We start from the raw sequence: 26,607 nt of genomic DNA on the forward strand, positions 1-26,607 counted from the left end.
GGGCGTCCCGTGGGGGTGGGTCAGATCCTCTGGGTCAGATCCTCTGGGTCAGATCGTCGCCGTGTCGATCACGAAGCGGTAGCGGACGTCGCTGGCGAGGACGCGCTCGTAGGCCTCGTTGATCTGGCTCGCCTCGATCAGCTCGATCTCCGCGCCGATGCCGTGCTCGGCGCAGAAGTCCAGCATCTCCTGGGTCTCGGCGATGCCGCCGATCATCGAGCCGGCGAGGTTCTTGCCGCCGCCGATGAGGGAGAAGAGGTTGAGGGAGATCGGCTCCTCGGGGGCGCCGACGTTGGCCAGGGTGCCGTCGGCCTTCAGCAGGCTCAGGTAGGCGCCGAAGTCCAGGGGCGCCGAGACCGTGGAGACGATCAGGTCGAAGCGGCCGGCCAGCTCGGTGAAGGTCGCCGGGTCGCTGGTGGCGTAGTAGTGGTCGGCGCCCAGCTTCAGGCCGTCGTCCTTCTTGCGCAGCGACTGCGACAGCACGGTCACCTCGGCACCGAGGGCGTGCGCGATCTTGACGGCCATGTGGCCGAGACCGCCGAGGCCGACGACGGCGACCTTCTTGCCGGGGCCCGCGCCGAAACGCTTCAGCGGGGAGTACGTGGTGATGCCGGCGCACAGCAGCGGCGCGGCCACGTCCAGGGAGAGGCCGTCGGGGATGCGGACGGTGAACGCCTCGTCCACGACGATCTTCTGCGAGTAGCCGCCGTAGGTGACCTCACCGTCGTAGCCGACGGCGTTGTACGTGCCGACCTGGCCGCGCTCGCAGTACTGCTCCCGGCCCGCCTTGCAGCTCTCGCACTCGCGGCAGGAGTCGACCATGCAGCCGACGCCCACCCGGTCGCCCACCTTGAACCTGGTCACGGCGGAGCCGACCTCGGTGACGACACCCGCGATCTCGTGGCCGGGGACCATCGGGAAGATGGCCTCGCCCCAGCCCTCGCGGGCCTGGTGGATGTCGGAGTGGCAGATGCCGGCGTACTGGATGTCGATCAGGACGTCGTGCTCGCGGACGTCCCGCCGCTCGATGGTGGTGCGCTCCAGCGGAGCCTTGGCGGCGGGTGCGGCGTACGCGGCGACAGTGGTCATGCCGGGTTCTCCGGAGTTCCTCGTGACGGGTGGTTCTGTACGTCTCCCAGGGTGCCGACCTGCGGCGCGGCTACCCAGACCACGGTTTTGCGTACGTCCGCCGTGCGTACCACCGGCAGGGTCAGGCTGCTGTGCCTACGACCACAGACACCGGGAATACGCGGCGGTGATACTGGAGGACATGGACGTACCACCCGAAGCCGGTCCCGGTCTGGACCAGCGTGCCGAGCTGAGCGAGTTCCTGCGGACCCGGCGGGCCCGGCTGAAGCCGGAGGACGTCGGGCTGCCGGTGTTCGGGCGGGCCCGCCGGGTGCCGGGGCTGCGGCGGGAGGAGCTGGCGCAGCTCGCCGGGGTGTCGGTGGCGTACTACACCCGCCTTGAGCAGGGCAACGGGCGGAACGTGTCGGCGGAGGTGCTGGACGCGATCGCCCGCGCGCTGCGGCTGTCGGACGCCGAGCGCGCGCACCTGACGCATCTGGCGAAGCCGAAGCAGCAGCGGCACCGGCAGGCGTCGGCCCGGGCCCAGCAGGTGCGGCCGACGCTGCGGCAGCTGCTGGAGTCGTTCGACACGGTCCCGGCGTACATCACCGGACGGCGTACCGACGTGCTCGCCTTCAACGGCATGGCCTCGGTCCTGTTCGGCGGCTGGGACCGGATGCCGGCCCGGGAGCGGAACTGGGCGCGGCTGGTGTTCCTGCGGCCGGACTACCGCGAGCTGTTCGTGGAGTGGGACCAGAAGGCGGCCGACATCGTCGGCTACCTGCGGATGGACGCCGGGTGCCACCCGGACGATCCGCAGCTGGCCGCGCTGGTCGGGGAGCTGTCGGTGAAGAGTGACACGTTCCGGCGGCTGTGGGCGGCGCACGACGTGAAGGAGAAGAGCCACGGGCTCAAGCGGCTGCGGCATCCGGTGGTCGGGGATCTGACCCTGTCCTTCGAGACGTTCCGCCTGGTGGACGACGCGGACCAGTCCCTGGTCACGTACCACGCCGAGCCGGGCTCGGCGTCGGCGGACGCGCTGCGGCTGCTGGCGAGCTGGACCGCGGGGGCGGCTGCGCCCGCGTAAACGCCGGGCGCGGCAAGGGTGCGGCAACTACCCTCCCCCGCATGCTGCTTCGCGGAACGTTACGAATGATCATGATGTTCGCCGTGGTGCTGACGGGGGTGGTCGCGGGTGGGACGACCGCGCACGCGGACGGGCGTCCGCTGCTGTACTTCAACCACGCGTACGGCGTCCTGGACCGGGAGACCGCCGACGCGATCGAGGACTCCGCGTATCTGCGGGAGTTCGCCGACTTCCAGGTGCGGACGACGACCGGAGCCGACGGGCAGACCTGGACCGGACGCTATCTGATGGGGCGCGAGACGTACGTCGAGCTGTTCGGGGTGGGTGACCTGGCGGGGCCCGACGGCACGCTGGGCGCCGCCGGGCTCGGGGTGTCCGCCGAGCGGGCCGGTGACCTGGCGAGGGCCGTCGACCGGCTGCCGTCGTTCGGGGTCGCGGAGCCGGTCCTGTTCCAGCAGACCCGCGACTTCGGGGACGGGGTGCCGGTGCCCTGGTTCGACGCGGTGTTCACCGACACGCGGTACGACGCCTTCGGGGCGTGGGGGATGGAGTACCGGCCGGAGTACTTCGCGGACCCGCGCGGCGACACCGAGCCGGCGAGCGGGCCGGGCGACGTCGGCCGGGAGCGGTACCTGTCCGACGCCTACGCCGGGCACCTGATGCGGGATGTGACCTCCGTCCGTCTCGGCGTGACGGCGGCCGACCTCGCGGACACGGTGCCGTTGCTGCGCGCGGGCGGGTTCTCGGTGCGGACGCTGCCGGGGGGCGGCGTCGTCGCCGACGACGGCATGACCAGGGTCCGGCTGGACCCCGTACCGCGCGAGGACGCGGGCCTGCGGCACATCGGCTTCGCCCTCGACCGGAGCGTGGCCGAGCGGCACGTGGAGCGCATCGGGAACTCGGCCCTGGTGGTCGGGCCGGGGGCGGGGGCGTCCTGGACGTTCACGGGCGGCGCGGAGTAGCGCCGGTCAGCGCGCCTTCAACGCCGTGAGGAACGGCGCCCAGGCGGCGGCGGTGACCATGAGGACGGGGCCCTCGGAGACCTTGGAGTCCCGGACGGGGACGAGTCCGGGGACTCCGGTGGCTATCTCTACGCAATCACCGCCGCTGCCATTGCTGTAGCTGCTCTTCCTCCACGGCACGTCACTCAAGTCGGTCGGGCTGCTTGCCATTTCGGTAGTCCTCTGCCGCTGCCTGGATCATGGCCAGGGACGCCTCAGGTGACAGCGCGACGGCCCTGAGCCGATCGTACGACTTGCGGTACTCCTCCACGAGAATCGGATCATCGATGGTGACCCCCGTGTGCAACGACTCCGTGTAGACCAGCGGTGGTGCGTCCGGGAAGGTCATGAGCTTCGCGGTACCGACCATGAAGGGGTGCGGGCCGCACGTCCGCGGAAGGATCTGCGGAACGATGCGTCGCCGCACGGCCAGCCCGGTGATCCGGTCAAGCTGCTCCGCCATGTCAGGCGCGGGCAGGATCGGGTCCAGCAGCAGCGCCTCGTGCAAAATCGCCCAGTATGACGGGACATGGTGGTCCGCCTCGAAGAGTTCGGCGCGTGCCATCCGCGCGCTGACCCTCGGCTCCACTTCCTCGTCCAGCGCCTGCGGATGGGTCGCGAGGACGACGGCACGCGCGTACGCGGGGGTCTGGAGAAGTCCGGGGAAGAGACTCGGACACCACTCCTCGATGGCCTTGGCGTGCTTCTCCGCCTCCAGGACCTGCTCGAAATACTCGGCGTGACCGGCCCGCCGGGCCCTCCGCACATCCTCGCAATTCCGCTCGAAGAACTTGTCCGTCCCCAGCACCCGGTCCACATGCCGGGCCAGATCCAGCGGCATCCGCCGCTCCCCGTGCTCGATGTCGCTGAGGTACGACTTCCCGTAGAAGCTCCCTTCGAGCAGGCCCTCCAGGGACAGGCCCGCCGCCTCCCGCTTCCAGCGCAACTCCTTGCCGTAGAAGGTCGGGACGCTCATCGAGCCGTCGATGTCCTTGCGCCGTGCCATGTGCCCCTGCCTCTTCCGCACTCCGGGCCGCCCACGCGCGGCCCCTTCTCACGGTAGGGCGCCCGGCGTCACGCTGTGAGCGATTCGTCACACCCCGCACACGGAAAGGCGCCGCCCCATGCCGCACCCCCGCCCCCAGGAAGACGACCTGACCCGCTGCGTGGACGAACTCCGTGCCGCGCTCGCCGTCCACGGCATCACGCTCCCCTCCCTCCGCGCGGACCCGCTGACCTACCACGGGGCGTACGCGGGGCTCGTCGCGCTCGGGAGCTGCAACAGCGACACCGCCCGCGCGCTGACCGCCGCCCTGCGGAAGGCGGCCCCGGCGTGACCCTGGAGATCGGCCTGCTCGCCGCGCCGAAGGCCGTGCCCGAGCTGCGGCGCCTGCTGCGCGGCCACGACATCGACGTCCGCCTCTGCGCGAGCGAGCTGCTGACGAACGTCATCGACCATCTCGGCGAGGGCACACCCGTGACCGTCCGGGTGTACGGGACGGGGACCGGCCGGACCCGCGTGGAGGTGACGGACCCGGACCCGCGCGCGCTGCCCGTGCTGCTGAGGGCGCCCGGCACGAGCGAGTCCGGGCGCGGGCTCGCCCTGGTGGACGCGGTGGCGGTGCGGTGGGGCGTGGAGCCGGGCGCGGACCACAAGACCGTCTGGTGCGAGCTTCCCGGCCTTCCCCGCCCCGCGCGGGCGGCGGGGGAGGCAGGGACCACGGGGCCGCTGACGCCGGCGGCCGGCTGAGCGGCCGTCCGCGTCACACGGACACCTCCGCCTCACACGGACACGTCGCCTCACACGGACACGTCCGCTCCCTCGGCCGCCGCCCGCAGGCGGTCCGGTCCCTCCGCGTCCGGCGTCCCCGGCTCCGCCGTGAACGTCATGATCCGCATGTCGTGGTCCGGCACCTTCAGCACGTCGCTGTCCAGCACCAGCTCCCCGACGAGCGGGTGCCGGACCCGCTTGGTGCCGCCGAGGCGCGTCCCCAGCGTCGCGGTGGCCCACAGCTCCCCGAAGCCGGCGCCGGCCCGCCGGGCCTCCTCGACCAGGTCCTCGATCTCCTTCTCCCCCGGGTAGGCGGCGCGGGTCAGCCGCAGGTCGGCGACGAGGGCCGCGCCGTCCGCGGCGAAGGGGAAGAGGGAGGCGCGGCCGGCCCCGGACGGCGGTGTGGCGAAGACCGCGCGCACCGCCCTCGACACGGCCGACGGCCTCCAGAACCCCACGTCCGTCGCCGTCGACGACGGCACCGTCCACGTCACCAGCGGCGCGCTCACCACGGGCGGGGACGCCAACCTGCTGACCGCGCGCCTCGGCCGGCCGGGGCGGTGGGCCAGCGCGCCCTGAGCGGCGTACCGACGTATGGGCGGCGGACCGCCGGGGCAGGCGGGCCGTGACCGCCAGGGACCCGGGAGGGCACGTGTTCGACGGCTTCGAGCTGGGCCGGTACGAGGGCGAGGGCGCGCACCTGCGCGTCCGGCACGGCGGGAGCGGGCCGCCGGTGCTGCTGCTGCACGGGCATCCGCGCACCCACGCCACCTGGCACCGGGTCGCCCCGCTGCTGGTGGCGGCCGGCCGTACGGTGGTCTGTCCCGACCTGCGCGGCTACGGCGCGTCCGACAAGCCGCCGACCGACGAGCGGCACCGCCCGTACGCCAAGCGCGCGATGGCCACCGACTGCCTGGCGGTGATGCGGCGCCTGGGGCACCGCCGGTTCGCCGTCGTCGGCCACGACCGGGGCGCCTACGTGGCCACCCGGCTCGCCCTGGACCACCCGGAGGCCGTCTCCGCGCTCAGCGTGCTGGACGCGGTGCCCCTCGGGGAGGCGCTGCGGCGCTGCGACGCGGGGTTCGCCGCGCGCTGGTGGCACTGGTTCTTCCTCGGGCAGACCGACAAGCCCGCCGAACGCGTCATCGACGCCGACCCGGACGCCTGGTACAAGGGCACCGCCGAGCAGATGGGCGCCGAGGCCTACGAGGACTACCGGCGGGCCGTCCACGACCCGGCCACCGTGCACGCGATGTGCGAGGACTACCGGGCCGGGCTCGGCGTCGACCGGGAGCACGACGACGCCGACCGGCGGGCCGGACGGCGCGTCCGGTGCCCGACGCAGGTGCTGTGGGCCACCGGTGACGACATGGCGGACCTCTACGGCGATGTCCTCGGCGTCTGGCGGGACTGGGTGGACGCCCCGCTGACCGGCGGTCCGCTCGTCTCCGGGCACCACATCGCCGAGGACGCGCCCGGACCGCTCGTCACCGCGCTGCGGGAGTTCTGGGGGACCGTGGGGGCGGCATGACGACGGCCTGCCCGGACCGGGTGGTCGCGGACAGGCCGTCGCCTTCGGGAGCTAGCGGATCACTTGCCGTGGTAGGCGTTGAACACCGTGATCAGCGACGTGTTGCCCTTCTTGTCGATGATCTTGGCGCGGAGGGAGATGCCCTTGCCCTTCGCCGGGTTCTTGGTGGTGACCTTGCCCTTGGTGACGGTGAGCTTCTTCCAGGTCTTGCCGGTGTCGTAGGAGGCCCAGACCGTCAGGGACTTGAGGTTCGAGCCCTTGGCGGCGCCCTCCACGGTGACCGGGAAGGTCGCCTTCTGACCGGCCTTCACCGTGCTGTCCAGCGACACGGCCGCGCCGAAGCGGGCCGAGGAGGCGGGCAGCATGGTGTAGGCGGAGGTCTTCTTGGAGCGGAAGGTCCAGCTCGCGTCGATGCGGCTGCTGGCCGCGGCGACCTTGGCGGAGCGCTTGACCGACGTGGTCAGCTTGTACTCGGCCTCGCCGGACGGGACCTTGAACTCCTCGTCACCGAAGAGCGGGTCCTTGTTCGAGCCGACCTTGGTGCCGTTGCGGTAGAGCGTCGTGGCGACCGAGGAGAAGTCGGACGAGCCCGCGTGGCCGGCGCCGTCGGAGAACAGCGGGATCATGCCGCCGATGGCGTTGCCGTCACGGTAGAGGCCGTAGTCGGAGGTCACGCGCGGGGCGAAGACGCCGGTGTTGACCTTCGCCGAGTAGCTCTTGCCCGCCTTGAACGCCTGCCCGGTGCCGACCAGGTAGAAGGCGTCCGCGAGCGGGTAGCCCTCCTCGTCGACGCCGCCGTACTGGGTGAACTGCGTGTCCCAGCGGACGCCCGAGGCGGTGGACAGGTGCAGGGTGCGGGTGCCGGGCAGGGTCTGGAGGGAGCCGCCCGAGGAGCCGCCGGAGCTGTTCGGGAGCCAGCCCAGCGCGGTGATCTCGCCCTTCTTGCCCTTCGCGGAGGCGCCCATGGCGACCTTCACCGTGGCCAGCTCGCTCGCCTTGTAGTGCCGGGTGTACCCGGTGGCCAGCTGCTTGACCGCGCCGCCGGCGACGGTGTCGTACTGCTCCGTGGAGCCCTTGAGCCAGTGGCCGTCCCACTGCTGGCTCAGGGAGCCGTCGGTGACCTGCGGACCGAGGTGGCGGGTGCGGAACTTGGCGAAGCCGTCCAGGAACCAGCCGAAGCCGTAACCGGAGTCCGCGGTCTCCACGTAGAAGTCGGCGGAGGCCAGGGACGGCTTCGCGCCCTTGTCCGGGACGGTGATGTCGACCGGCTTGGCGGTCCGCGCGTCCAGCGTCACCGTGGTGTTCTTGGTGATGCTGAGCTTCGGCTGGGCCAGCCAGTCGGTGCCCTTGTCCACCATCGGGTCGGCGCTGACGAAGATCCCGGAGTTGAGGATGTAACCGCCCTTGGGCACGCGCACGGTGACCGTGCCGTCGGCCTCGTAGGGCGCGTACCACTCGTCGGCGGCCAGGCCCGAGACGCCGGCCAGGTCGGCGCTGTAGTTCGCGGACGGCTTGCCGTCGCGGCCGATGACCTTCAGCGTCACGTCGTACGACTCGACCTCGCGCTGCACCGCGGCGGCCGTGCGGACGATCTGCCCGCCGCCCGTCGCCGTGACGTACGCCGAGTACGCGCCGTCGACGGTGCCGCCGAGGCGGGTGTCGGCGGTCAGGCCCACGGAGGCGGTGCCGCCCGCCGGGACGGTGACCGTGTCGGCGTCCAGGGTGAAGAAGCCGGCCGGGGCCGCCTTGCCCTTGGGGTCGAGCGCGGACGCGCTCAGCTTGAGGGTGACGTCCTCGGTGCCGAGGTTGCGGTAGGTCAGCCGCTTGGCGACCGGCTGGTCGTCGGTGTGCGGCCACTGCTGGGTGCCGAAGTCCAGCGACACCGGGTCGGCGACGACGGTCTGCGCGATCGCCTTGTCCACCTGGATGCGGCCCGCGCCCTGCTGGAACGGGGTGTACGCCCCGCCCTTGGCGGACGCGGTGAGGGCGCCCTTCAGCTCGGCGTAGGTCCACTCCGGGTGCTGCTGCTTGAGCAGCGCGGCGGCGCCCGCGACGTGCGGGGTCGCCATGGACGTACCGGAGATGGTGACGTATCCGGCCGGGTTCTCGCCCTCCTCCTGGGCGATGACGCTGCCCTTGGCGGAGGCGGCGGTGATGTCGACGCCCGGGGCGGTGACGTCCGGCTTGATCTGGCCGTCCAGGCCGGGACCGGTGCTGGAGAAGGAGGCCAGCGCGTCCTTGTCGTCGACGGCGCCGACGGTCAGGGCCGCGGCGGCGCTGCCCGGGGAGCCGATGGACCGGTCGCCGTACTCGCCCTCGTTGCCCGCGGCGATGGCGAAGAGGATGCCCTTCTCCGCCGAGAGCTTGTTGACCTCGGCCTCCAGCGGGTCGACCTCCGGGGTGTCGCCGCCGCCGAGGCTGAGGTTGACGATGTCGGCGCCCTGCGCGGCTGCCCACTCCATGCCGGCCAGGATGCCGGAGTCGTCGCCGTAGCCGTCGTCGCTGAGGACCTTGCCGTTGAGGAGCTGGGCGCCGGGCGCGACGCCCTTGTACTTCCCGCCGGCCTTGGCGCCGGTGCCCGCCGCGATGGAGGCGACGTGCGTGCCGTGGCCGAACTTGTCGGTCGCGTCGGGCGAGACGGAGAAGTTCTTGGCGGCGACGACCTGGTCCTTCAGGTCGGGGTGGGTGGCGTCGATGCCGGTGTCCAGGACGGCGATCTTCACGCCCTTGCCGTCGTAGCCGGCCGCCCAGGCCTGCGGGGCGCCGATCTGGGACACGGACTTGTCGAGGCTGGCCTTGCGGACGCCGTCGAGCCAGACGTGGGCGATGCCGGAGGCGGTCTTCCCGCCGTCGGTGACCGCCTTCCACAGGTCGGGCGTGTCCCGGTGCGGGGTCTGCACGGCGTCGGCGTTGAGCGAGGTGAGCGAGCGGCGCAGGGTGCCCGCCGCGCGGACGTCGGACTTGGTCGCCGCGGGGGCGCCCTTGTAGCCGACGATGACCTTCAGGCCGCTCCGCTGCGCCTTGCGGGTGGTGGCCCGGTTCAGTTCGGTGATGTCGAACAGGCGCCGGTCGAGCTTGCCGCCGGCCACCATGCGGGCGGCGTCGGCGGGGATGACGAGGGTGTGGCCGCCGGACCGGCGGACCTGTACGGGTATGTGCTCGCGGCCCTTGGCGGGCTCGACCCCGGTGACCCGGCCCCGGGCGTCGACGAGGACCCGGTCCCCGGTGATCAGGGTGATGCGGTGGGTGGCGGAGAGAGCACCGCCGGCCGGGCGGTCGGCGGTGGTCCCGGCCGCGGCGGCCGGGGTGGTGAGTCCGGCGGCGAGGGCGACGGCCGCCGCCGCGGCGACCGCGGCGACGCGTCCCTTCCCCGCCGGGCCAGTGTTCGTTCGTCTGCGCAAGGTTCCCCCTAGCGGATGTCCGGGCGGACCGCTCGGGCTCACCCGGCCGGGGGTGGTCTCGTACGCCTGTGCGCACCCCCCGGAGTCACGCAGTATGCCGGGGGGTGATCACCGTCTCAATGGAAGGCTCGGCGGATGAGAGAAAGGTGAGAAAACCGCCGGGTGGTTGTTACCCGCCCGCCCGAAGTCCGTTACCGGACCGATGGGTTACCGGCGGCCACAGGGGTCACGCGACTCACGACGGGCGGCCTCACGGGTGTCACGACGGGTGGCGTCACGACGGGTGGCTTCACGGGGGGCACGGAAGGACTCCCGGGGGGCATGTGTGGCGTCACGGGTGTCACGGGTGGCGTCACGCCGACGCGTTCTCCCGGATGGTGATCCTTCCCTTGCGGATGGTCGCCAGGCGCGGTGCCTTCTTCGCGATCGCGGAGTCGTGGGTGACCATGACGAAGGTCAGGCCCAGTTCCTTCCACATCCGCTCCAGCACCTCCATGATCTCGTCGCGCATCGACTCGTCGAGGTTGCCGGTGGGTTCGTCGGCGAGCAGCACCTTGGGCTGCTTCACCAGCGCGCGGGCGATGGCGACGCGCTGCTGCTGGCCGCCGGACATCTCGCCGGGCAGGTGCCCGAGCCGCTCGCCGAGCCCGACCGAGGCGAGCGCCTCGGCGGCCCGCTCGCGCCGCTCCTTCGTCTTGACCCCGAGCGGTACGAGGGCGGTCTCGACGTTCTCCTGCGCGGTCAGCGTCGGGATGAGGTTGAAGGACTGGAAGACGATGCCGATGGTCTCGCTGCGCACCCGGGTCAGCCGGGCCTCGGAGAGCGTGGCCAGGTCGGTGCCGTCGAGGACGATCTCGCCCGAGGTGGGCCGGTCCAGCGCGCCGAGCATCTGGAGCAGGGTGGACTTGCCGCCGCCGGTGGGGCCCTGGATGACCAGCCGGTCGCCGTCGGGGATGGTCAGGTCGATGCCGTCGAGGGCGTTGACGGTGTCCTTGCCGCGCGTGTAGCGCTTGGTGACGCCTCTGAGTTCGTACATGGTCCGACTCCTGGGGTTGCGTAAGGGGGAGGGGCCCGCCGCCCGGGAGGTGGGGCGGGCAGGCCCCGGTGCGGGGGGGAAGCGGCGGTGCTACTCGACGCGGCGCAGGGCGTCCGCCGGGCGCAGCCGCGAGGCGCGCCAGCCGCCGAAGCCGCCCGCGATCAGCCCGCCGGCCACGGCGAGCACGACGGCGAGGGCGATGGTGGTGAGGCTGACCGGCGCGGTCAGGGCGACCTCCAGCGTCCGGGACGCGGCCTGCCGGCCCATGCCGCCGCCGGGGCCACCGCCCATGCCGCCGGGTCCGCCGCCCGAACCGCTCGCGGCGGTGCCGAGTTCGGCCTCCAGGCCGGGGCTGACCGCGGTGACCGCGTACGCGCCCGCCAGGCCGAGCGCGATGCCGAGGACGCCGCCGACCAGGCCGCTGACGACGGCCTCGCCGACGACCTGCCGGGTGACCCGGCCGGACTTCCAGCCGAGCGCCTTCAGGGTGCCGAACTCGCGCACCCGGCGGGAGACGGCCGAGGAGGTGAGCAGGCCGGCGACGAGGAACGCGGCGACCAGCACCAGGATCGAGAGCCACGTGCCGACGCTGGTGGCCAGCGAGGAGGCGGTGGACAGCGAGCCGGACACGGTGTCGGCGAGGTCGGCGGAGGTGGTGACCGTGGTCCCCGAGATGTTCTTCTGGATGGCCGACTTGACGCTGTCGATCCGCTGGGAGTCGGCGGCCTGGACGTAGATGGTGGTGACCTTGTTCTTCACGTCACCGAGCGTCTGGGCCCGCGCCAGCGGTATGTAGAGATTGGCCGCCGCGTCGCCGCTGTCGGCGGTGGCGATGCCGATGACCGTGAACTCGGTGTCCGAGATGGTGACCGTGGAGCCGGTCTTCAGCTCCTTCTCCTTGGCGTACGCCGAGTCGACGACGGCGACCTTCGCGTTCGTCTCGGACGTCTTGAAGGTGCGGCCGCTGGTGATCTTTGAGGAGGTCAGCGGGCCGAGGCCGGTCTTGGTGACGTCGGTGCCGTAGACGGAGTAGCTGTTGACGTCGAAGTCCGCGCCGCCGCCCTGTACTTCGCCGCCCTGGCCGCCGGTGCCGCCACTCGGGGCACCGCCCTGGCCCTGACCCTGCGTCTGACCGTCGCCGCCCTGCTGGAACTGACCGCGCGTGAACTGGCCGCTGACCTTCATGACCTGGAGGCTGAGGCCGCCCACCGCGTCGGCGACGCCGCTCTGGTCGGCGACCTTGCCGACGGTGGAGCTCGCGAGCGTCTGGAAGCCCTGCACCATCACGCGGTCGCTGGACTGCTCCTCGTCGGAGTCGCCGTCCTGCGCGTCGAACTGGAACCGCGGGCGCTCGCCCTGGCCGCCCTCGCCGTCACCCGCCGCGGCGGCGGCCTTGGTGACGGTCATGTCGGTGCCGAGCCCGTACAGCGACTCCAGCACCTTGTCCTGCGCCTTGCTCATGCCCGAGGACACGGAGTTGACCACGATGACCAGCGCGATGCCCAGCGCGAGTCCGGAGGCGACGACGAGGGCCGCCTTTCTGCGGCGGCGCAGTTCGCGCCTCAGGTAGGTGAAGAACATGGCCGCAAAGTAGGGACGGCGCGTGATCGCGGCATAAGGCCCGGATAAGAGGACGATGAGAAGGCTGGGCGTTGCCGACGCGTGATGAAGCCGGCGGGGTGAAAGCGGAACCGCCGCCCGCCCCGGAGGGCGAGCGGCGGTCGGGTGCGCGGCGGGAGCCGGCGGAGCGTCAGACGGCCGAACCGGCCTTCCACTCCGACCAGTTCATGTTCCAGCCGTTGAGGCCGTTGTCCGGGGCGATGGTCTTGTCGCCGGTGTTCTGGACGACGACCACGTCACCGATGAGGGAGTGCTCGTACAGCCAGGCCGCCGGGGTGTTCGGGTCGTTGGCGCCCTTGGTGTCGGACAGGCCCACGCAGCCGTGGCTGGTGTTCTGGCTGCCGAAGATGGACTTCGCGCCCCAGTAGTTGCCGTGGATGAACGTCCCGGAGGTGCTCAGCCGCATGGCGTGGGGGACGTCCTTGATGTCGTACTCGCCCTTGCCGTCGTCGTCGGTGAAGCCGACCGTCGAACCGTCCATCCGGGTCTCCTTGTACTTCTCGGAGATCACCATCTGGCCCTCGTAGGTCTTGTTCTCCGGGGAGCCGGCCGAGATCGGGATGGTCTTGACGGTCTTGCCGTCCTGCGTGACCTTCATCTGCTTGGTCTGCGCGTCGACGTAGGAGACCTGGTTGCGGCCGATCTTGAAGGTGACCGTCTTCTGCTGGACGCCGTAGACGCCGTCCGCGCCCTGCACGCCGTCGAGGGCGAGCTTCAGGGTGACGGTGGAGCCTTCCTTCCAGTAGTCCTCGGGGCGGCAGTCCATGCGGTTGGCGTTGAACCAGTGACAGGCGACCTCCTGGCCGCCGTCGGTGCTGACCGTGATGCCCTTCTGGACGGCGGCCTTGTCGGTGATCGCCTTGTCGAAGTTGATCGACACCGGCATCCCGACGCCGACCGTGGAGCCGTCGTCCGGCGTGAAGGTGCCGATGAAGCTGTTGTCGGGGGAGACGGTCGTGAACGACGCGTTCTCGTGCGCGGCACGGCCCGCGGAGTCCTGGGCGGTCGCCGTCACCTTGTAGGTGGTGGCCCGCTCCAGCTGCGCGCTGGGCTTCCAGCTCGTCCTGTCGGCGGATATCTCCCCGCTGACCTCGGTGCCGTCCGAGGTGGTCATCTTCACGTCCGTGAGGGTGCCCTTGGCCACCGAGACGGTCGCGGAGTTGTTGATGGAGGCGTTCGAGGAGCCGTCCTTCGGCGTGATCTTGATCTGGGCCTCGGAGGTCTTCTCGGCCGCCGCCTTGTCGACCTGCGCCTGCGAGGACCCGCCCCCGCCGCCGGAGGCGTCGTCGTCACCGCCGGAGCAGGCCGAGAGCACCAGCACCCCGCCGAGCAGGGCGGACGCGGCCGCGAGGCCCTTGCGCCGCCTACTGTTCGTCATCACACGCTTCTCCATTGCTACCGATCCCGTCAACCCCGAGATTCCCCGTCAACCTGTTCAACGCTACGACCGGTTCGTCCCGTTCCACATGGCCCCCAGGTGTGGGCCACACCACGTCCGGCGGGGCGCGGGGCCCTGCCGGTGTCGGCCGGTGCGCCGGGTGAGACGACGGAACCCCGGACGGCGGTTGCCGTCCGGGGTCACGGTTTCCCCAAAGAGCGTCAGCCGACCGTCATTTCCGCGCCGTCCTCGTCGACCCGCCGGTCCGGTCCGTGTGGTCCGTGGCGTCCGTGCGGTCCGTCGTACGCGTCGTCCAGGTCGCCATCATCCTCATCATCCTCGTCAAGACCCCAGTCGGGCGAATCGGGGTCGTACGCGATCCGCTCGCCGCTCCAGGTGGCCTGCTGGAGTCCGACCCCCGGCACCTCGCTGACCAGGTCGAACGGGTCGACCAGATGGGCCAGGGCCTCCGCGGTGTCCTCGGTCACAGCGCCCCGGGCGCCGGTGCGCTCCGCCTCCGGCAGGCCGGGGTCCTCGGCGATCCGCCGCAGCGCGGCCCGGGTGATCGCCTCGGCGTCCTCGACCTCCAGGACGAGTTCGGCTCGAATCCGTACATAGCGTGATGCGTCCGCAGTGCTCATGCCCGGAGCGTAAGGCCGCCGGCTCCCGTGACTTTCCCGTGACCCGCGCCTTTCACTAACATCGCCCCACACGGCCAATTCACCAGCGCCACAAGGGGATCGATATTCAGTGTCATCCGCTCGCCGTTCGTTGCTGACCGCCGCCGCAGCCGGCGGCCTGCTGTGCGCCCTGTGGTTCGTGCCGTCGGCCAACGCGACCTCGCAGAGCCCGGCCGAGAGCACCCCCGCGCCCTCCGCGTCCCCGCAGGTCACACAGCAGGCGAGAGTCGCGGAGCCGCAGGCCGTGCCGGACACCCGGCTGGCCGACACCGGCAGTTTCGACAGCACGCCGTACGTCGTCGGCGGCACGGCCCTGCTGGGGCTGGGCGCCGGCTTCGTGGTGTACTCCGTGCGCCGCGAACGCCTCGGTTTCTGAGGAACCCGGGCGAATCCCGGGGAGATTCTGAGGGTTTCTCAAACCTTTGGAACTCCTTGACTTTTCTTTGACGCGGGGCGCCGCCGGGTGGCTCGCGCAAGGGCTTCCCCGATGACCGGGAGGACGTGTTGACCGGGAACGGGCCGGCGCCGCCGCGGTGGCGCAAACCGTCGCCGCTGGGCTTCGGCGCGGCCGTGGACGCGGTGAGCAACGTGGCCGCGCCGCTGCTGGCGGGGTTCGCCGTCGCGGCCATCGGCGTGGTCGCCGCGGACAGCGACAAGTTCCGCTGGCCGGGGCCCGTGCTGCTGTTCCTGACCCTGGCGGCGCTGTCGTTCGTCATGTGCGTGCAGTTCGGTTTCCACGCCCGCCGGCACCTCTACTCGTACGCCGACGTCACCGCCTGGTGGACCGAGGAGGAGGTCCGGGACCGCCACGAGCTGCTGCGCGAGGAACAGCACCACGACTTCGCGCTGTGGGAAGGCTGGCGCCGCAGGACCTACGCCGCCTACACGAGCGGCATGATCATGCTCTGGCTGGGGGTGTCCCTGGTCCTGGCGCCGCCCGCGCCGAGCGGCGCCCTCGACACCCCGTTCCGCTGGGCGGCGGCGGCCGTGGCGGCGGCTGCCGCGGTGGTCGAGGCGGTGTGGAGCGCGTATCCGTGGGCCGAGCGCCGGGTACGGCGTCGGCGGCTGCTGCGGGGAGGGCCATGACCGGCGGCGACGGGCGGGGCGGTGGCCCCCACGGTGATGAGCGCGGCGGTGACCTCCACGGTGGCGAGGGGGCCGGGGTGCCGGCCGCTGCTGCGGGGGCCTCACCCCCGCCGGGGCCCGCCTGTCCGGACTGTCACCACACGCGCGAGCACCTGGCGGGCTGTGCGCTGGCCGCGCTGCCGGTGCGGGACGCCGCCGCGCTCGGCCACGACGCGGCGCTGGAGTTCCTGCGCGCCCGCGCCGACGGGGACTATCCGCTGGCCCCACCCGCACCGGCCCCGCCGGCGCACAGGCTCCGGCCCCCGCCGACGGCCCCGGCCTGCCCCGCCTGCCACCACACCCACACCCACGCACCCGGCTGCCCCCTCACCCCCCTCCCCGTCGCCGACGCCGCCGCCCTCGGCCATGACACGGCACTCGCACAGGTACGCGCACGGGACACCGGCTACGGCGCCCCACCGCCCCCGGCCCCCGCCTGCCCCACCTGCCACCACACCCACACCCACGCACCCGGCTGCCCCCTCACCCCCCTCCCCGTCGCCGACGCCGCCGCCCTCGGCCACGACACGGCACTCGCACAGGTACGCGCACGGGACACCGGCTACGGCGCCCCACCGCCCCCGGCCCCCGCCTGCCCCACCTGCCACCACACCCACACCCACGCACCCGGCTGCCCCCTCACCCCCCTCCCCGTCGCCGACGCCGCCGCCCTCGGCCACGGCGGCGAGGGGTTCGGCCCGCAACCCGGCAGCGCGCCGCCCCCGGCCGACGCCTGTCCCGCCTGTCACCACACCCGGCGGCATCAGCGGGGCTGCGTCCTGGAACCGCTGCCGGTGCGGGACGCCGCGGTGCTCGGGTACGACGCGGCGCTCGACCGCGTCCACGCGCTGCGCGCCGCCCCGCCGGCCACGGGCGCGCCGCCGCCGGCGGACGCCTGCCCCGGCTGCCATCACACGCGGCGGCACGCACCCGGCTGCGAGCTGGCCGCGCTGACCGTGGCCGAGGCCGCCGTCCTCGGTCTCCGCGCCGCCCGCGACCTCCTCCGGGTGCGGGCCGCGGACGGCACCGGCACCCCGCCCCCGGCGCCCCGCGGCATCCGGGGATGGCTGCGCCGGCGCCGCCGTTAGGGCGCGTGCCGGCCCCGGAAGCGGCGGCGTTCGCCGTCGCGCTCCTCGCGGGACGGCTCGTCGGCCAGACGGACGACGGGGTCGTCGGGGCCCGCGCGCCCGGCGACGACGGGACGGCCCGAGCGTTCGGCCTTGGCGCGGTACTGGGCGGCGTCGGCGAGCCGGAAGAGACGGCGGGCGGAGCCGACCGGGCCGATCGGGTCCCCGGTGGAGGCCACCCCGCAGGCGACCCCGTCGCCCAGTTCCAGGACGGCCGCCCGGCGGCACAGCTCACCGGCCGCCGCCACCACCTCGTCGGCGGGCGGGCCGACCGCGAGCAGGCAGAACTCGTCGCCGCCGAGGCGGGCCGCCAGCGCGCCCGGCAGCATCGCCCCGCACAGCGAGAGCACCGAGCCGAACCGCTCCAGGAGCCGGTCGCCGGTCGCGTGCCCGTGGGTGTCGTTGACCCGCTTGAGCCCGTTCAGGTCGCAGACGACGAGGCTGACGGTCACCCCGTCGCGGCGGTGGCGTTCCACGGCCTCGTCGAGGTGGGCGTCGACGGCCCGGCGGTTGGCCAGCCCGGTCAGCGCGTCGGTGTACGCCAGCCGCCGCACCTCCTCCAGGCGCTCGGTCTGCGCGATCCCGGCGGCGACGACCGAGGCCAGGACGGTGGCGAAGTCGGCGTCGGCCCGTTCGAAGACGGGCACCCCCACCGGCCGGGCCACGTACAGCTCGCCCCAGGCGCGGCCGTGCAGCACGATCGGGGCGACGACGCAGCAGCCGCGGCCCCGGCGGCGCAGCGCGGCGACCCGCTGATGGACGTAGCCGGGGCTCCCGGCCGCCGGACCCTCGGCGGTCTCCACCCAGGCGTCGGGCTCGCCGCCGCCGGCCCAGCGCTCGTGCAGGAACTCGGTGATCTCCGCGAACTGGTGCACCGGGTAGGACTCGTCCTCCGGGAACTCCTCCTCGTCCTCGGCCCGCTCGCCCACGTTCACCAGCACCCGCAGGCGGCCCAGCTCCCGCTCCCACACCGACAGCGCGGCGAAGCTGCCGCCCAGCGCCCGGCAGCCGCCGAGGGCCGCCGCCCGCCACGCCTCCTGGAGGCCGTGCGCGGCGGCCATGCCCTGCGCCAGCGCGACGACGGCCGCGAGGCGTCTGTCCTCACCCATTTCATCAGGTTAGGTACATACCGGGCAGGCCGCCGCCGGGGATCACTCCCCCGGCCACTCCGGTCTGCGCTTCTCGTTGAACGCCGCGACGCCCTCCGCCCGGTCCCCGGAGAAGGCGACCGTCCGCCACGCCGCGTCCTCGACCTCCAGGCCGGCCCGCAGGTCCAGGCCCTGCCCGAGCCGCAGCGCCCGCTTGGCGGCCCGCAGCCCGACCGGGGAGTTGGCCGCGATCCGGCCCGCCAGGGCCAGCGCCTCCTCCCGGTCCCGTCCCTCGTCGACGAGCCGGTCGACGAGGCCCAGCTCCCGCGCCTCGGCGGCCTCCACCCGGCGGGCGCTGAAGATCAGCTCGGCGGCGCGCGCCGCCCCCACCCGGCGCGGCAGCAGCTGGGTGCCGCCGCCGCCGGGGATCACGCCGACCGACACCTCGGGCAGCCCCACCACCGCCGTACGGTCGGCGACGATCACGTCGCAGGAGAGTGCCAGCTCGAAGCCGCCGCCCAGCGCGAAGCCGTGCACGGCGGCGACCGTCGGCACCGGCAGCTCCAGTACGCCGGTGTACGCGCCCCGGCTGACCGGGCGCTGGCGCAGCATGTCGGCGTCGGTGAAGGAGTTGCGCTCCTTCAGGTCGGCGCCCACACAGAACGCCCGTTCGTGCGTCGAGGTCACCACCACGGCCCGGACGCCCGGGTCCGCGCCCAGCGCCGCGCAGGCCTCCGCGATCGCCGTCGCCATGCCGCTGGACACCGCGTTCATGGCCTTCGGCCGGTCCAGCGCCAGTTCCGCGACATGCCCCTCGGCATGCCGCCTGACCAGGACGTACTCCCCGTACCGTGCCTCGCTCATGACACCCCTCCAACATCGGATCGGGACAGTGGACGTGCTGCGGTCTACGCGGGTTCGCCCCGTCGGGTCAGCAGCCACGGCTCGACGACCCCGAGGCCCCGGACCGGGCGCTGCCACATCGGCTGGAGCGCGAACCGGTACGCCGGCGGCTCCTCGCCCTCCTTCTCCGCCGCCGCGGCCTCCTCCGCCGCCTCCGCCTCGGAGGAGGGCGCGTCCCCGGTGCGGATCAGCTCCTCCGCGAAGGCGGTGTCGACGAGGACGGCGTCGCGGGGAGCTATCGAGGTGAGCCGGGAGGCCAGGTTGACGGTCGTGCCGAAGACATCGCCCATCCGGGTGGTGACCGTGCCGAAGGCCATGCCGACCCGCAGCTCCGGCATGGTCTCGTCGTGCGCCATGGTCTCGATCAGGCGCAGCGCGATCTCGGCCGCCGTACCGGCGTCGTCGGCGGCGTAGAGGACCTCGTCGCCGAGCGTCTTGACCAGGCGTCCGCCGCGGGCGGCGATCAGGTCGGCGGCGGTGGTCTCGAAGGCCTCGACCAGCTCGCCCAGTTCCTCCTCCTCCATCCGGCGGGTCAGCCGGGTGAAGCCGACCAGGTCGGCGAAGCCGACGGCGAGGCGCCGGTCGACCATCTCCTCGTCGTCGGTGGCCTGGACGACCCGCCCGGCCGACGCGGCGAGCTGGCGCCGCCAGACGTAGACGAGGAACTCCTCCAGCTCGGGCAGGAGCAGCTCCACGATCGGATACGTGACCTCGGTGCGGGTCATGCCGGGCTCGGGGGGCTCGGTCAGGCCCTCCAGGAAGGAGTCCATCTGCCATTCGGCCAACCGGGCGGTGGTCTGGCCGGTGGACCGGGCCACCTGCACGGCCATCGCCTCGCTGAGCAGCCCCGCCTCCACCAGGCCGGCCAGCCGCCTGAGGGCCAGGACGTCGGCCTCGGTGAGCGCCTTGGCCTGGCCGATGTCGGCGAAGCCCATGGCCCGCCAGAAACGGGAGGCCAGCTCCATGGAGACACCCGCGCTGCGGGCGGCCTGGAAAGGGGTGTAGCGGCGCCCGGCGCCCAGGATCAGCTGTTCCAGGCGGAGCGCGAGCGGGTCGTCGCCGGGGTCGGCGGGGTCCACCTCGCCGTCCCCGTCCGTGCCGGAGCCCGTGTCGTCGACGGTCACGCGTGCTGCCCTTCCGATCTGCCGCGGTCAGGTATCGACCGGCCCCAACTTTACGTCAGCTGTGGGCCAGCTCACTCCCGCGAGCGGGAGGCTCACAGGGGCGGTGGTGCTACGCGGGGCGCAGGTGGACGATGTCCCCCGCGCCCACCGGTTCCCGCACGCCGTCCTCCGTGGCCAGCACCAGCCGCCCGTCGCCGTCCACGGCCACCGCCTCCCCGGTGAGGTCCCGGCCGCCCGGCAGTTCCGCCCGTACGTGCCGGCCGAGCGTCGCGCAGCCCGCGGTGTAGGTCTCCTGGAGCCGGCAGGGCCCCGGGTCGCCGCCGGCCTCCCGCCAGCGGCCGTACCAGTCCTCCAGGGAGCGCAGCATCGCGCGCAGCAGCGGGTCGCGGTCGGTGGTGACCGCGCCGGCCAGGGCGAGGGAGCCGGCGTGCGGCACGGGCAGCTCGTCGGCGCGCAGGGTGACGTTGACGCCGACGCCGATGACCACGCCGGCGGCCCCGGCCCGTTCGGCGAGGATGCCGCCGGCCTTGCGTTCCTCGCCACCGACGGTGACGAGGAGGTCGTTGGGCCACTTCAGGGCGGTGTCGACGCCGGCCGCGCGGGACAGGCCGGTGGCGACGGCGACGCCGGTGAGCAGCGGCAGCCAGCCCCAGCGGGCGACCGGGACCTCGGCGGGGGTCAGCAGCACGGAGAAGAACAGGCCCGAGCGGGCCGGGGCGGTCCACCGCCGGTCCAGGCGCCCCCGGGCGGCGTCCTGCTCCTCCGCGACGAGGACGGCGCCCTCCGCCGCGCGGCCGTCGGCGGCCCGTGCCGCCAGGTCGGAGTTGGTGGAGCCGGTCCGCCGCACCACCTCCACCTCGCGCCACAGCCCGCCCTCCCGGACCAGGCCGCGCCGCAGCGCGCGGGCGTCGAGGGGCGGCCGGTCCAGGTCGGACCACGGGCTGCTGTTCCGTTCGGGGACATCTCGCGGCGTCATGCAAGCCACCCTAGGTGTGGGAAACACCGCACTGCCGATCGGTAGCCACCCCACTACGCTGCGATGGAACACCCGTCCCCCCATGTGACCAGGCAGGGAGCCGTATCGCGATGTCCGAGCCGGAAGAGCAGCAGCCCGACATCCACACCACCGCGGGCAAGCTCGCGGACCTGCGACGCCGTATCGAGGAGGCGACGCACGCCGGTTCGGAGCGCGCCGTCGAGAAGCAGCACGCCAAGGGCAAGCTGACGGCCCGTGAGCGCATCGGCCTGCTGCTGGACGAGGACTCGTTCGTCGAACTGGACGAGTTCGCCCGGCACCGCTCCACCAATTTCGGCCTGGCGGACAACCGCCCCTACGGCGACGGCGTCGTCACCGGCTACGGCACGGTCGACGGCCGTCCGGTCGCCGTCTTCTCGCAGGACTTCACCGTCTTCGGCGGCGCGCTCGGCGAGACGTACGGGCAGAAGATCTGCAAGGTGATGGACTTCGCGCTGAAGACCGGCTGCCCGGTCATCGGCATCAACGACTCCGGCGGCGCCCGCATCCAGGAGGGCGTGGCCTCGCTGGGGGCGTACGGCGAGATCTTCCGACGCAACACCCACGCGAGCGGTGTGATCCCCCAGATCTCCCTGGTGGTCGGCCCCTGCGCGGGCGGCGCGGTGTACTCCCCCGCGATCACCGACTTCACCGTCATGGTCGACCAGACCTCGCACATGTTCATCACCGGTCCGGACGTCATCAAGACGGTGACCGGCGAGGACGTCGGTTTCGAGGAGCTGGGCGGCGCCCGCACCCACAACACCGCCTCCGGCGTGGCCCACCACATGGCCGGCGACGAGAAGGACGCCATCGAGTACGTCAAGCAGCTGCTGTCGTACCTGCCGTCCAACAACCTCTCCGAGCCCCCGGCCTTCCCGGAGGAGGCCGACCTGACGGTCACGGACGAGGACCGGGAGCTGGACACGGTCGTCCCGGACAGCGCCAACCAGCCGTACGACATGCACACGGTCATCGAGCACGTCCTGGACGACGCGGAGTTCTTCGAGACGCAGGCGCTGTTCGCGCCGAACATCCTCACCGGTTTCGGCCGGGTCGAGGGCCGCCCGGTCGGCGTGGTCGCCAACCAGCCGATGCAGTTCGCCGGCTGCCTGGACATCACCGCGTCCGAGAAGGCCGCCCGCTTCGTGCGCACCTGTGACGCCTTCAACGTGCCCGTGCTGACCTTCGTGGACGTCCCCGGCTTCCTGCCGGGCGTCGGCCAGGAGCACGACGGCATCATCCGGCGCGGCGCCAAGCTGATCTACGCCTACGCCGAGGCGACCGTCCCCCTGATCACGGTCATCACCCGCAAGGCGTTCGGCGGCGCCTACGACGTCATGGGCTCCAAGCACCTGGGCGCCGACCTCAACCTGGCCTGGCCCACCGCGCAGATCGCCGTGATGGGCGCACAGGGCGCGGTCAACATCCTGCACCGCAAGACGCTGGCCGCCGCGGAGACCACCGGGGACGAGGAGGCGACCCGGGCCCGCCTGATCCAGGAGTACGAGGACACCCTCCTCAACCCCTACACCGCCGCCGAGCGCGGCTACGTCGACGCGGTGATCCTGCCGTCCGACACCCGCGCCCACATCGTCCGGGGCCTGCGCCACCTGCGCACCAAGCGGGAATCCCTCCCCCCGAAGAAGCACGGCAACATCCCCCTCTGAGCCTGTAAGGAGCCGCTGTGACCATCAAGGTCGTACGGGGCAACCCGTCCCCGGAGGAACTGGCCGCCGCCCTGGCCGTGGTCAAGGCCCGCGCGGCGGCCCCGGCCCCCGAGGAGCCGGCCCCGGAGCCCGCGGGGGACGCCTGGTCCGACCCGTCCCGCATCGCCCGGCCTCGCGTCCCCCACCCGGGCCCGACCGCGTGGACCCGCACCTACTGGCCCGGGTGACCGTCAGGGGCGTGAGGCTGTGTGGACACGCGGCTCCGCCGCGTGGGCCCGCGGAACCGAAACCGAGGGCGCCGAATGAGTACCCCTACTCAGGCGCTCTCCCCGCCCGGGCCCCACGCTGGTGGCATGCTCTGGTCCGACCCCGACGACAAACCCCCCGAGGACCTGCGCCACGCGCAGGCCATGCTGCGGCGGCTCGGCCTCCTCATGGCCCTGGCCATGGTCCTGGCGATGATCGTGATCTACACGAGGTGAGCCGGAGGCCCCGCCGTGGCTAACCTGACCGCATGACTGATCAGCCCCGCCGCCGACTCGTCCTCGCCTCCCAGTCCCCCGCCCGGCTGGGACTGCTGCGCCAGGCCGGACTCGCCCCCGAGGTCATCGTGAGCGGTGTCGACGAAGACGCCGTCACCGCCCCGACGCCCGCCGAGCTGGCCCTCGCCCTCGCCGAGGCGAAGGCGTCCGTGGTGGCCGCCCGGCCGGAGGTGCACGGCGCCCTGGTGATCGGCTGCGACTCGGTCCTCGACCTGGACGGCCGGGCCCTCGGCAAGCCCGCCGACGCCGAGGAGGCCACCGCCCGCTGGAAGGCGATGCGCGGCCGGGCCGGCACCCTGCAGACCGGCCACTGCGTGTGGGACACGGCCACCGGCCGCCACACCTCGGCCACCGCCTCCACCGTCGTCCGCTTCGGTGAGCCGAGCGACGAGGAGATCGCCGCCTACGTCGCCTCCGGCGAGCCGCTGTACGTCGCCGGGGCCTTCACCCTCGACGGCCGTTCGGCCCCGTTCATCGACGGCATCGAGGGCGACCACGGCAATGTGATCGGCCTCAGCCTCCCCCTGCTGCGCCGCCTCCTCGCGGAACTGGGCGTCGGCATCACGGAGTTGTGGGCGCCGACGGGGAACTGACCCGGTCGCGCGGTTCCTCGGGCACGTCGTAGCTGGTCAGCAGCAGCACGATGAGCCCGAGGACCAGGACCATGAAGAGGAACGCCGTCCAGCCCACCGGGCCCCAGCAGAAGGCGCCGAGCAGGCCGTGCACCACGGCCGCGCTGACCAGCAGGACCCGGCCGAGGCCGGCGGGCCGGCGGTCGCGGACCGCCACCAGCAGCGCGACCAGGCCGCACAGGGCGAAGTAGAGACCGAAGACGACGCCGCCCACCTTGGCGGAGACGGCCATCAGGCCGGCGTCGAGCCCGGCGAGCGACATCTGCTGGCGGTCCACGAAGACGCTGAGCAGCCAGTTGAGCGCCGCCACGCCGACCGCCTCCGCGAAGAGCAGGACCGCCACCACCCACGCCACCGGTCTGCGCACCACCGGTCCCACCTCTTCCGATCGTCCGAGCAGTTGTGCGGTTACTCCGAGTACGTTCGCTGTGCCGCGGACGTTACTAGCGGGTAAAGCGGCGGACAAGAGTCCGGGCGCGGGCAAAGATTCATTGGTCCATTCGTAGGGACTCCACAAAGAAACGGAGTGGCGCGCAGCACGCCCTCACAGAGACCTTGGCCACACCGGGCGGCTAGGGTTTTGGGGAAGAGTCCGGCGCACCCTGTGGCGACAAGGGCTTTCGCGGGTCGAGCGAGCCTCGCATCACGCTCCGTGTGGGCAAGCTCACCAATGGGGACGGGTCGAAGGTCCGTGTCGGCAGTCCCTAAACTCGGCTTGTTTCAAGGAGGGAGCCTCAATCGTGCGCAAGGTGCTCATCGCCAACCGTGGCGAAATCGCTGTCCGGGTGGCCCGCGCGTGCCGGGACGCCGGAATCGCGAGCGTGGCCGTCTACGCGGACCCGGACCGGGACGCTCTGCATGTCCGCGCCGCGGATGAGGCGTTCGCCCTGGGCGGTGACACCCCGGCGAGCAGCTACCTGGACATCGGGAAGGTCCTGAAGGCGGCCCGCGAGTCGGGGGCGGACGCCGTCCACCCCGGCTACGGCTTCCTCTCGGAGAACGCCGAGTTCGCCCAGGCGGTCCTGGACGCCGGTCTGATCTGGATCGGCCCGCCGCCGCAGGCCATCCGCGACCTCGGCGACAAGGTCGCCGCGCGGCACATCGCCCAGCGCGCCGGCGCGCCGCTGGTGGCGGGCACCCCGGACCCGGTGAGCGGCGCCGACGAGGTCGTGGCGTTCGCCGAGGAGCACGGCCTGCCGATCGCCATCAAGGCGGCGTTCGGCGGCGGCGGGCGCGGCCTGAAGGTGGCCCGCACGCTGGAGGAGGTCCCCGAGCTGTACGACTCCGCGGTGCGCGAGGCGGTCGCCGCCTTCGGGCGCGGGGAGTGCTTCGTGGAGCGCTACCTGGACAAGCCCCGGCACGTGGAGACCCAGTGCCTGGCCGACACCCACGGCAACGTGGTGGTCGTCTCCACCCGTGACTGCTCGCTGCAGCGCCGCCACCAGAAGCTGGTCGAGGAGGCCCCGGCGCCATTCCTCTCCCAGGCCCAGCTCGACCAGTTGTACGCCTCGTCCAAGGCGATCCTGAAGGAGGCCGGCTACGTCGGCGCCGGCACCGTCGAGTTCCTGGTCGGCCTGGACGGCACGATCTCCTTCCTGGAGGTCAACACCCGCCTCCAGGTCGAGCACCCGGTGACCGAGGAGGTCGCCGGCATCGACCTGGTCCGCGAGATGTTCCGCATCGCCGACGGCGAGGAGCTGGGGTACGGCGACCCGGTGCTGCGGGGCCACTCCTTCGAGTTCCGCATCAACGGCGAGGACCCGGGACGGGGCTTCCTGCCCGCGCCCGGCACCGTCACCACCTTCGCCCCGCCGTCCGGCCCCGGTGTCCGGCTGGACGCGGGCGTGGAGTCCGGGTCGGTCATCGGCCCGGCGTGGGACTCGCTGCTGGCCAAGCTGATCGTCACCGGCCGCACCCGCAAGGAGGCGCTGGAGCGGGCCTCCCGCGCGCTGGAGGAGTTCCAGGTCGAGGGCATGGCGACGGCCATCCCGTTCCACCGCGCGGTGGTGCGGGACCCGGCGTTCGCGCCGGAGCTGACCGGCTCCACCGACCCGTTCACGGTCCACACCCGCTGGATCGAGACCGAGTTCGTCAACGAGATCAAGCCCTTCACCGCCGGCGCCGGCGCGGACACCGACGAGGAGACCGGCCGCGAGACGGTCGTCGTCGAGGTCGGCGGCAAGCGCCTGGAGGTCTCGCTGCCGTCGTCCCTGGGCATGTCGCTGGCCCGTACGGGTCTCGCGGCGGGCGCCAAGCCGAAGCGCCGGGCGGCGAAGAAGTCCGGGCCCGCGGCCTCCGGTGACACCCTCGCCTCCCCGATGCAGGGCACGATCGTCAAGATCGCCGTGGAGGAGGGCCAGGAGGTGAAGGAGGGCGACCTGATCGTCGTCCTGGAGGCGATGAAGATGGAGCAGCCGCTCAACGCCCACAAGTCCGGCACCATCAAGGGCCTCACCTCTGAGGTCGGCGCGTCGGTCACGTCCGGCGCCGCGATCTGCGAGATCAAGGACTGATCCCACGACGCCGCAGGGGCGCCCGGTGGACCACGGCAGCCGGTCCGCCGGGCGCCTTCGCGTGCGCCGCGGACCGCGACAGCCGCTCCGCCCGGACGCCTTCGCGCGCGCCACGACGGACCCCGCAGGGCCCGGGGCCCGCTGGACGGGGCGCGCCGCACCACGCGGCGTCCGCCCGGACGACAGCCCGGGAGCGGTAGGCGGCCGGGCCGGTCGCCGGGACCACGCCGCGCACGCGGGGCCGACCGGGCGCCGCGCAGGCGGGGCCGGCCGGCACCACCGGCGCGCTGCGACC

Annotated in this window: 28 protein-coding genes; 14 read left to right on the forward strand and 14 right to left on the reverse strand. The window is 72.9% G+C overall.

What is annotated here, in order from left to right; genetic code table 11:
* Positions 1–48: 48 nt before the first annotated feature.
* Complete coding sequence (locus Sdagh_RS14950; RefSeq protein WP_189417437.1) at positions 49–1,089, reverse strand: NAD(P)-dependent alcohol dehydrogenase; 1,041 nt, start codon at positions 1,087–1,089, stop codon at positions 49–51.
* A gap of 181 nt (positions 1,090–1,270) precedes the next feature.
* Here Sdagh_RS14950 and Sdagh_RS14955 point away from each other — a divergent pair, with 181 nt between their 5' ends.
* A complete protein-coding gene (locus Sdagh_RS14955) occupies positions 1,271–2,155 on the forward strand; it encodes a helix-turn-helix domain-containing protein (protein WP_189417438.1) in 885 nt (294 codons plus the stop codon).
* A gap of 65 nt (positions 2,156–2,220) precedes the next feature.
* Positions 2,221–3,117 (forward strand): DUF5829 family protein, encoded by an 897-nt coding sequence (locus Sdagh_RS14960; protein WP_190076772.1) that lies wholly within the window; start codon positions 2,221–2,223, stop codon positions 3,115–3,117.
* A gap of 6 nt (positions 3,118–3,123) precedes the next feature.
* Here the strand turns inward: Sdagh_RS14960 and Sdagh_RS14965 are convergent, their stop codons facing one another.
* Both Sdagh_RS14965 and Sdagh_RS14970 read right to left on the reverse strand, forming a co-directional pair.
* The gene (locus tag Sdagh_RS14965; RefSeq protein ID WP_190076754.1) at positions 3,124–3,327 is read right to left on the reverse strand and encodes a DUF397 domain-containing protein; all 204 of its coding nucleotides are present in this window, start codon (positions 3,325–3,327) and stop codon (positions 3,124–3,126) included.
* Positions 3,299–4,162, reverse strand: a complete 864-nt coding sequence (locus Sdagh_RS14970) for a helix-turn-helix domain-containing protein (RefSeq protein WP_189417440.1) — start codon at positions 4,160–4,162, stop codon at positions 3,299–3,301. The genes Sdagh_RS14965 and Sdagh_RS14970 overlap by 29 nt, the downstream gene beginning before the upstream one ends.
* A gap of 118 nt (positions 4,163–4,280) precedes the next feature.
* Here Sdagh_RS14970 and Sdagh_RS14975 point away from each other — a divergent pair, with 118 nt between their 5' ends.
* Both Sdagh_RS14975 and Sdagh_RS14980 read left to right on the forward strand, forming a co-directional pair.
* Entirely contained in the window at positions 4,281–4,493 is a 213-nt protein-coding gene (locus tag Sdagh_RS14975; RefSeq protein WP_189417441.1) for a hypothetical protein, read from the forward strand.
* Positions 4,490–4,906 (forward strand): ATP-binding protein, encoded by a 417-nt coding sequence (locus tag Sdagh_RS14980; protein ID WP_226535127.1) that lies wholly within the window; start codon positions 4,490–4,492, stop codon positions 4,904–4,906. Before Sdagh_RS14975 ends, Sdagh_RS14980 begins: the two co-directional genes overlap by 4 nt.
* A gap of 50 nt (positions 4,907–4,956) precedes the next feature.
* On the opposite strand, the gene Sdagh_RS14985 is transcribed toward Sdagh_RS14980, so the two are convergent.
* Positions 4,957–5,349, reverse strand: coding sequence for an MmyB family transcriptional regulator (locus Sdagh_RS14985; protein ID WP_190008505.1), 393 nt, complete (start codon positions 5,347–5,349; stop codon positions 4,957–4,959).
* Between Sdagh_RS14985 and Sdagh_RS14990 the strand changes: the two genes are divergently transcribed.
* Together Sdagh_RS14990 and Sdagh_RS14995 are read left to right on the forward strand one after the other, a co-directional pair.
* Positions 5,330–5,506 (forward strand): hypothetical protein, encoded by a 177-nt coding sequence (locus Sdagh_RS14990; RefSeq protein ID WP_190076753.1) that lies wholly within the window; start codon positions 5,330–5,332, stop codon positions 5,504–5,506. The two genes, Sdagh_RS14985 and Sdagh_RS14990, sit on opposite strands and share 20 nt — an antisense overlap.
* Positions 5,507–5,579: 73 nt before the next feature.
* Positions 5,580–6,458 carry an alpha/beta fold hydrolase gene (locus tag Sdagh_RS14995; RefSeq protein ID WP_190076752.1) on the forward strand — a complete coding sequence of 293 codons (879 nt, stop codon included), beginning with the start codon at positions 5,580–5,582 and terminating at the stop codon, positions 6,456–6,458.
* A gap of 59 nt (positions 6,459–6,517) precedes the next feature.
* Here Sdagh_RS14995 and Sdagh_RS15000 read toward each other — a convergent pair whose 3' ends face one another.
* From Sdagh_RS15000 to Sdagh_RS15020, 5 genes are all read right to left on the reverse strand, one after another.
* The gene (locus Sdagh_RS15000; RefSeq protein ID WP_190076751.1) at positions 6,518–9,859 is read right to left on the reverse strand and encodes a S8 family peptidase; all 3,342 of its coding nucleotides are present in this window, start codon (positions 9,857–9,859) and stop codon (positions 6,518–6,520) included.
* A gap of 352 nt (positions 9,860–10,211) precedes the next feature.
* On the reverse strand, positions 10,212–10,895 hold the full coding sequence (locus tag Sdagh_RS15005; protein ID WP_189417453.1) for an ABC transporter ATP-binding protein: 684 nt from the start codon (positions 10,893–10,895) through the stop codon (positions 10,212–10,214).
* Positions 10,896–10,985: 90 nt separating this feature from the next.
* Positions 10,986–12,476 carry an ABC transporter permease gene (locus tag Sdagh_RS15010; RefSeq protein WP_190076750.1) on the reverse strand — a complete coding sequence of 497 codons (1,491 nt, stop codon included), beginning with the start codon at positions 12,474–12,476 and terminating at the stop codon, positions 10,986–10,988.
* A gap of 169 nt (positions 12,477–12,645) precedes the next feature.
* A complete protein-coding gene (locus Sdagh_RS15015) occupies positions 12,646–13,893 on the reverse strand; it encodes a L,D-transpeptidase (RefSeq protein WP_189417459.1) in 1,248 nt (415 codons plus the stop codon).
* A gap of 221 nt (positions 13,894–14,114) precedes the next feature.
* Positions 14,115–14,534: a hypothetical protein gene (locus Sdagh_RS15020; RefSeq protein WP_226535131.1), complete on the reverse strand. Its 420-nt coding sequence runs from the start codon at positions 14,532–14,534 to the stop codon at positions 14,115–14,117.
* A 109-nt stretch (positions 14,535–14,643) separates the two neighbouring features.
* On the opposite strand from Sdagh_RS15020, the gene Sdagh_RS15025 reads away from it, so the two are divergent.
* From Sdagh_RS15025 to Sdagh_RS15035, 3 genes are all read left to right on the forward strand, one after another.
* Positions 14,644–14,949 (forward strand): LAETG motif-containing sortase-dependent surface protein, encoded by a 306-nt coding sequence (locus tag Sdagh_RS15025; protein WP_189417462.1) that lies wholly within the window; start codon positions 14,644–14,646, stop codon positions 14,947–14,949.
* A gap of 125 nt (positions 14,950–15,074) precedes the next feature.
* Positions 15,075–15,659, forward strand: a complete 585-nt coding sequence (locus Sdagh_RS15030) for a hypothetical protein (protein ID WP_226535133.1) — start codon at positions 15,075–15,077, stop codon at positions 15,657–15,659.
* Positions 15,656–16,786: a hypothetical protein gene (locus Sdagh_RS15035; protein ID WP_226535135.1), complete on the forward strand. Its 1,131-nt coding sequence runs from the start codon at positions 15,656–15,658 to the stop codon at positions 16,784–16,786. The genes Sdagh_RS15030 and Sdagh_RS15035 overlap by 4 nt, the downstream gene beginning before the upstream one ends.
* On the opposite strand, the gene Sdagh_RS15040 is transcribed toward Sdagh_RS15035, so the two are convergent.
* The 4 genes from Sdagh_RS15040 to Sdagh_RS15055 form a co-directional block, all read right to left on the reverse strand.
* Positions 16,783–17,934 carry a GGDEF domain-containing protein gene (locus Sdagh_RS15040; RefSeq protein WP_190076749.1) on the reverse strand — a complete coding sequence of 384 codons (1,152 nt, stop codon included), beginning with the start codon at positions 17,932–17,934 and terminating at the stop codon, positions 16,783–16,785. The two genes, Sdagh_RS15035 and Sdagh_RS15040, sit on opposite strands and share 4 nt — an antisense overlap.
* A 42-nt stretch (positions 17,935–17,976) precedes the next feature.
* Positions 17,977–18,777 carry an enoyl-CoA hydratase/isomerase family protein gene (locus Sdagh_RS15045; RefSeq protein ID WP_189417478.1) on the reverse strand — a complete coding sequence of 267 codons (801 nt, stop codon included), beginning with the start codon at positions 18,775–18,777 and terminating at the stop codon, positions 17,977–17,979.
* Positions 18,778–18,821: 44 nt separating this feature from the next.
* Positions 18,822–19,940, reverse strand: coding sequence for an adenylate/guanylate cyclase domain-containing protein (locus Sdagh_RS15050; RefSeq protein ID WP_189417480.1), 1,119 nt, complete (start codon positions 19,938–19,940; stop codon positions 18,822–18,824).
* Positions 19,941–20,049: 109 nt separating this feature from the next.
* On the reverse strand, positions 20,050–20,916 hold the full coding sequence (locus Sdagh_RS15055; RefSeq protein ID WP_189417481.1) for a biotin--[acetyl-CoA-carboxylase] ligase: 867 nt from the start codon (positions 20,914–20,916) through the stop codon (positions 20,050–20,052).
* 110 nt (positions 20,917–21,026) lie between these two features.
* Between Sdagh_RS15055 and Sdagh_RS15060 the strand changes: the two genes are divergently transcribed.
* The 4 genes from Sdagh_RS15060 to Sdagh_RS15070 all read left to right on the forward strand — a co-directional run bounded on the left by Sdagh_RS15060 (position 21,027) and on the right by Sdagh_RS15070 (position 23,760).
* The gene (locus Sdagh_RS15060; protein WP_189417482.1) at positions 21,027–22,625 is read left to right on the forward strand and encodes an acyl-CoA carboxylase subunit beta; all 1,599 of its coding nucleotides are present in this window, start codon (positions 21,027–21,029) and stop codon (positions 22,623–22,625) included.
* 17 nt (positions 22,626–22,642) lie between these two features.
* A complete protein-coding gene (locus Sdagh_RS15065) occupies positions 22,643–22,852 on the forward strand; it encodes an acyl-CoA carboxylase epsilon subunit (protein WP_189417483.1) in 210 nt (69 codons plus the stop codon).
* Between the two features lie 126 nt (positions 22,853–22,978).
* Positions 22,979–23,107 carry a morphogenic membrane protein MmpB gene (gene mmpB / locus Sdagh_RS36480; RefSeq protein WP_264201191.1) on the forward strand — a complete coding sequence of 43 codons (129 nt, stop codon included), beginning with the start codon at positions 22,979–22,981 and terminating at the stop codon, positions 23,105–23,107.
* Between the two features lie 32 nt (positions 23,108–23,139).
* Positions 23,140–23,760 carry a nucleoside triphosphate pyrophosphatase gene (locus Sdagh_RS15070; protein ID WP_189417484.1) on the forward strand — a complete coding sequence of 207 codons (621 nt, stop codon included), beginning with the start codon at positions 23,140–23,142 and terminating at the stop codon, positions 23,758–23,760.
* On the opposite strand, the gene Sdagh_RS15075 is transcribed toward Sdagh_RS15070, so the two are convergent.
* Positions 23,729–24,169, reverse strand: coding sequence for a hypothetical protein (locus tag Sdagh_RS15075; protein ID WP_370594917.1), 441 nt, complete (start codon positions 24,167–24,169; stop codon positions 23,729–23,731). The two genes, Sdagh_RS15070 and Sdagh_RS15075, sit on opposite strands and share 32 nt — an antisense overlap.
* Before the next feature lie 370 nt (positions 24,170–24,539).
* Between Sdagh_RS15075 and Sdagh_RS15080 the strand changes: the two genes are divergently transcribed.
* A complete protein-coding gene (locus Sdagh_RS15080; RefSeq protein WP_189417487.1) occupies positions 24,540–26,312 on the forward strand; it encodes an acetyl/propionyl/methylcrotonyl-CoA carboxylase subunit alpha in 1,773 nt (590 codons plus the stop codon).
* Positions 26,313–26,607: the final 295 nt, after the last annotated feature.

Origin of the sequence: Streptomyces daghestanicus (assembly GCF_020521275.1) — a bacterium.
GTDB classification, from domain to species: domain Bacteria; phylum Actinomycetota; class Actinomycetes; order Streptomycetales; family Streptomycetaceae; genus Streptomyces; species Streptomyces griseoviridis.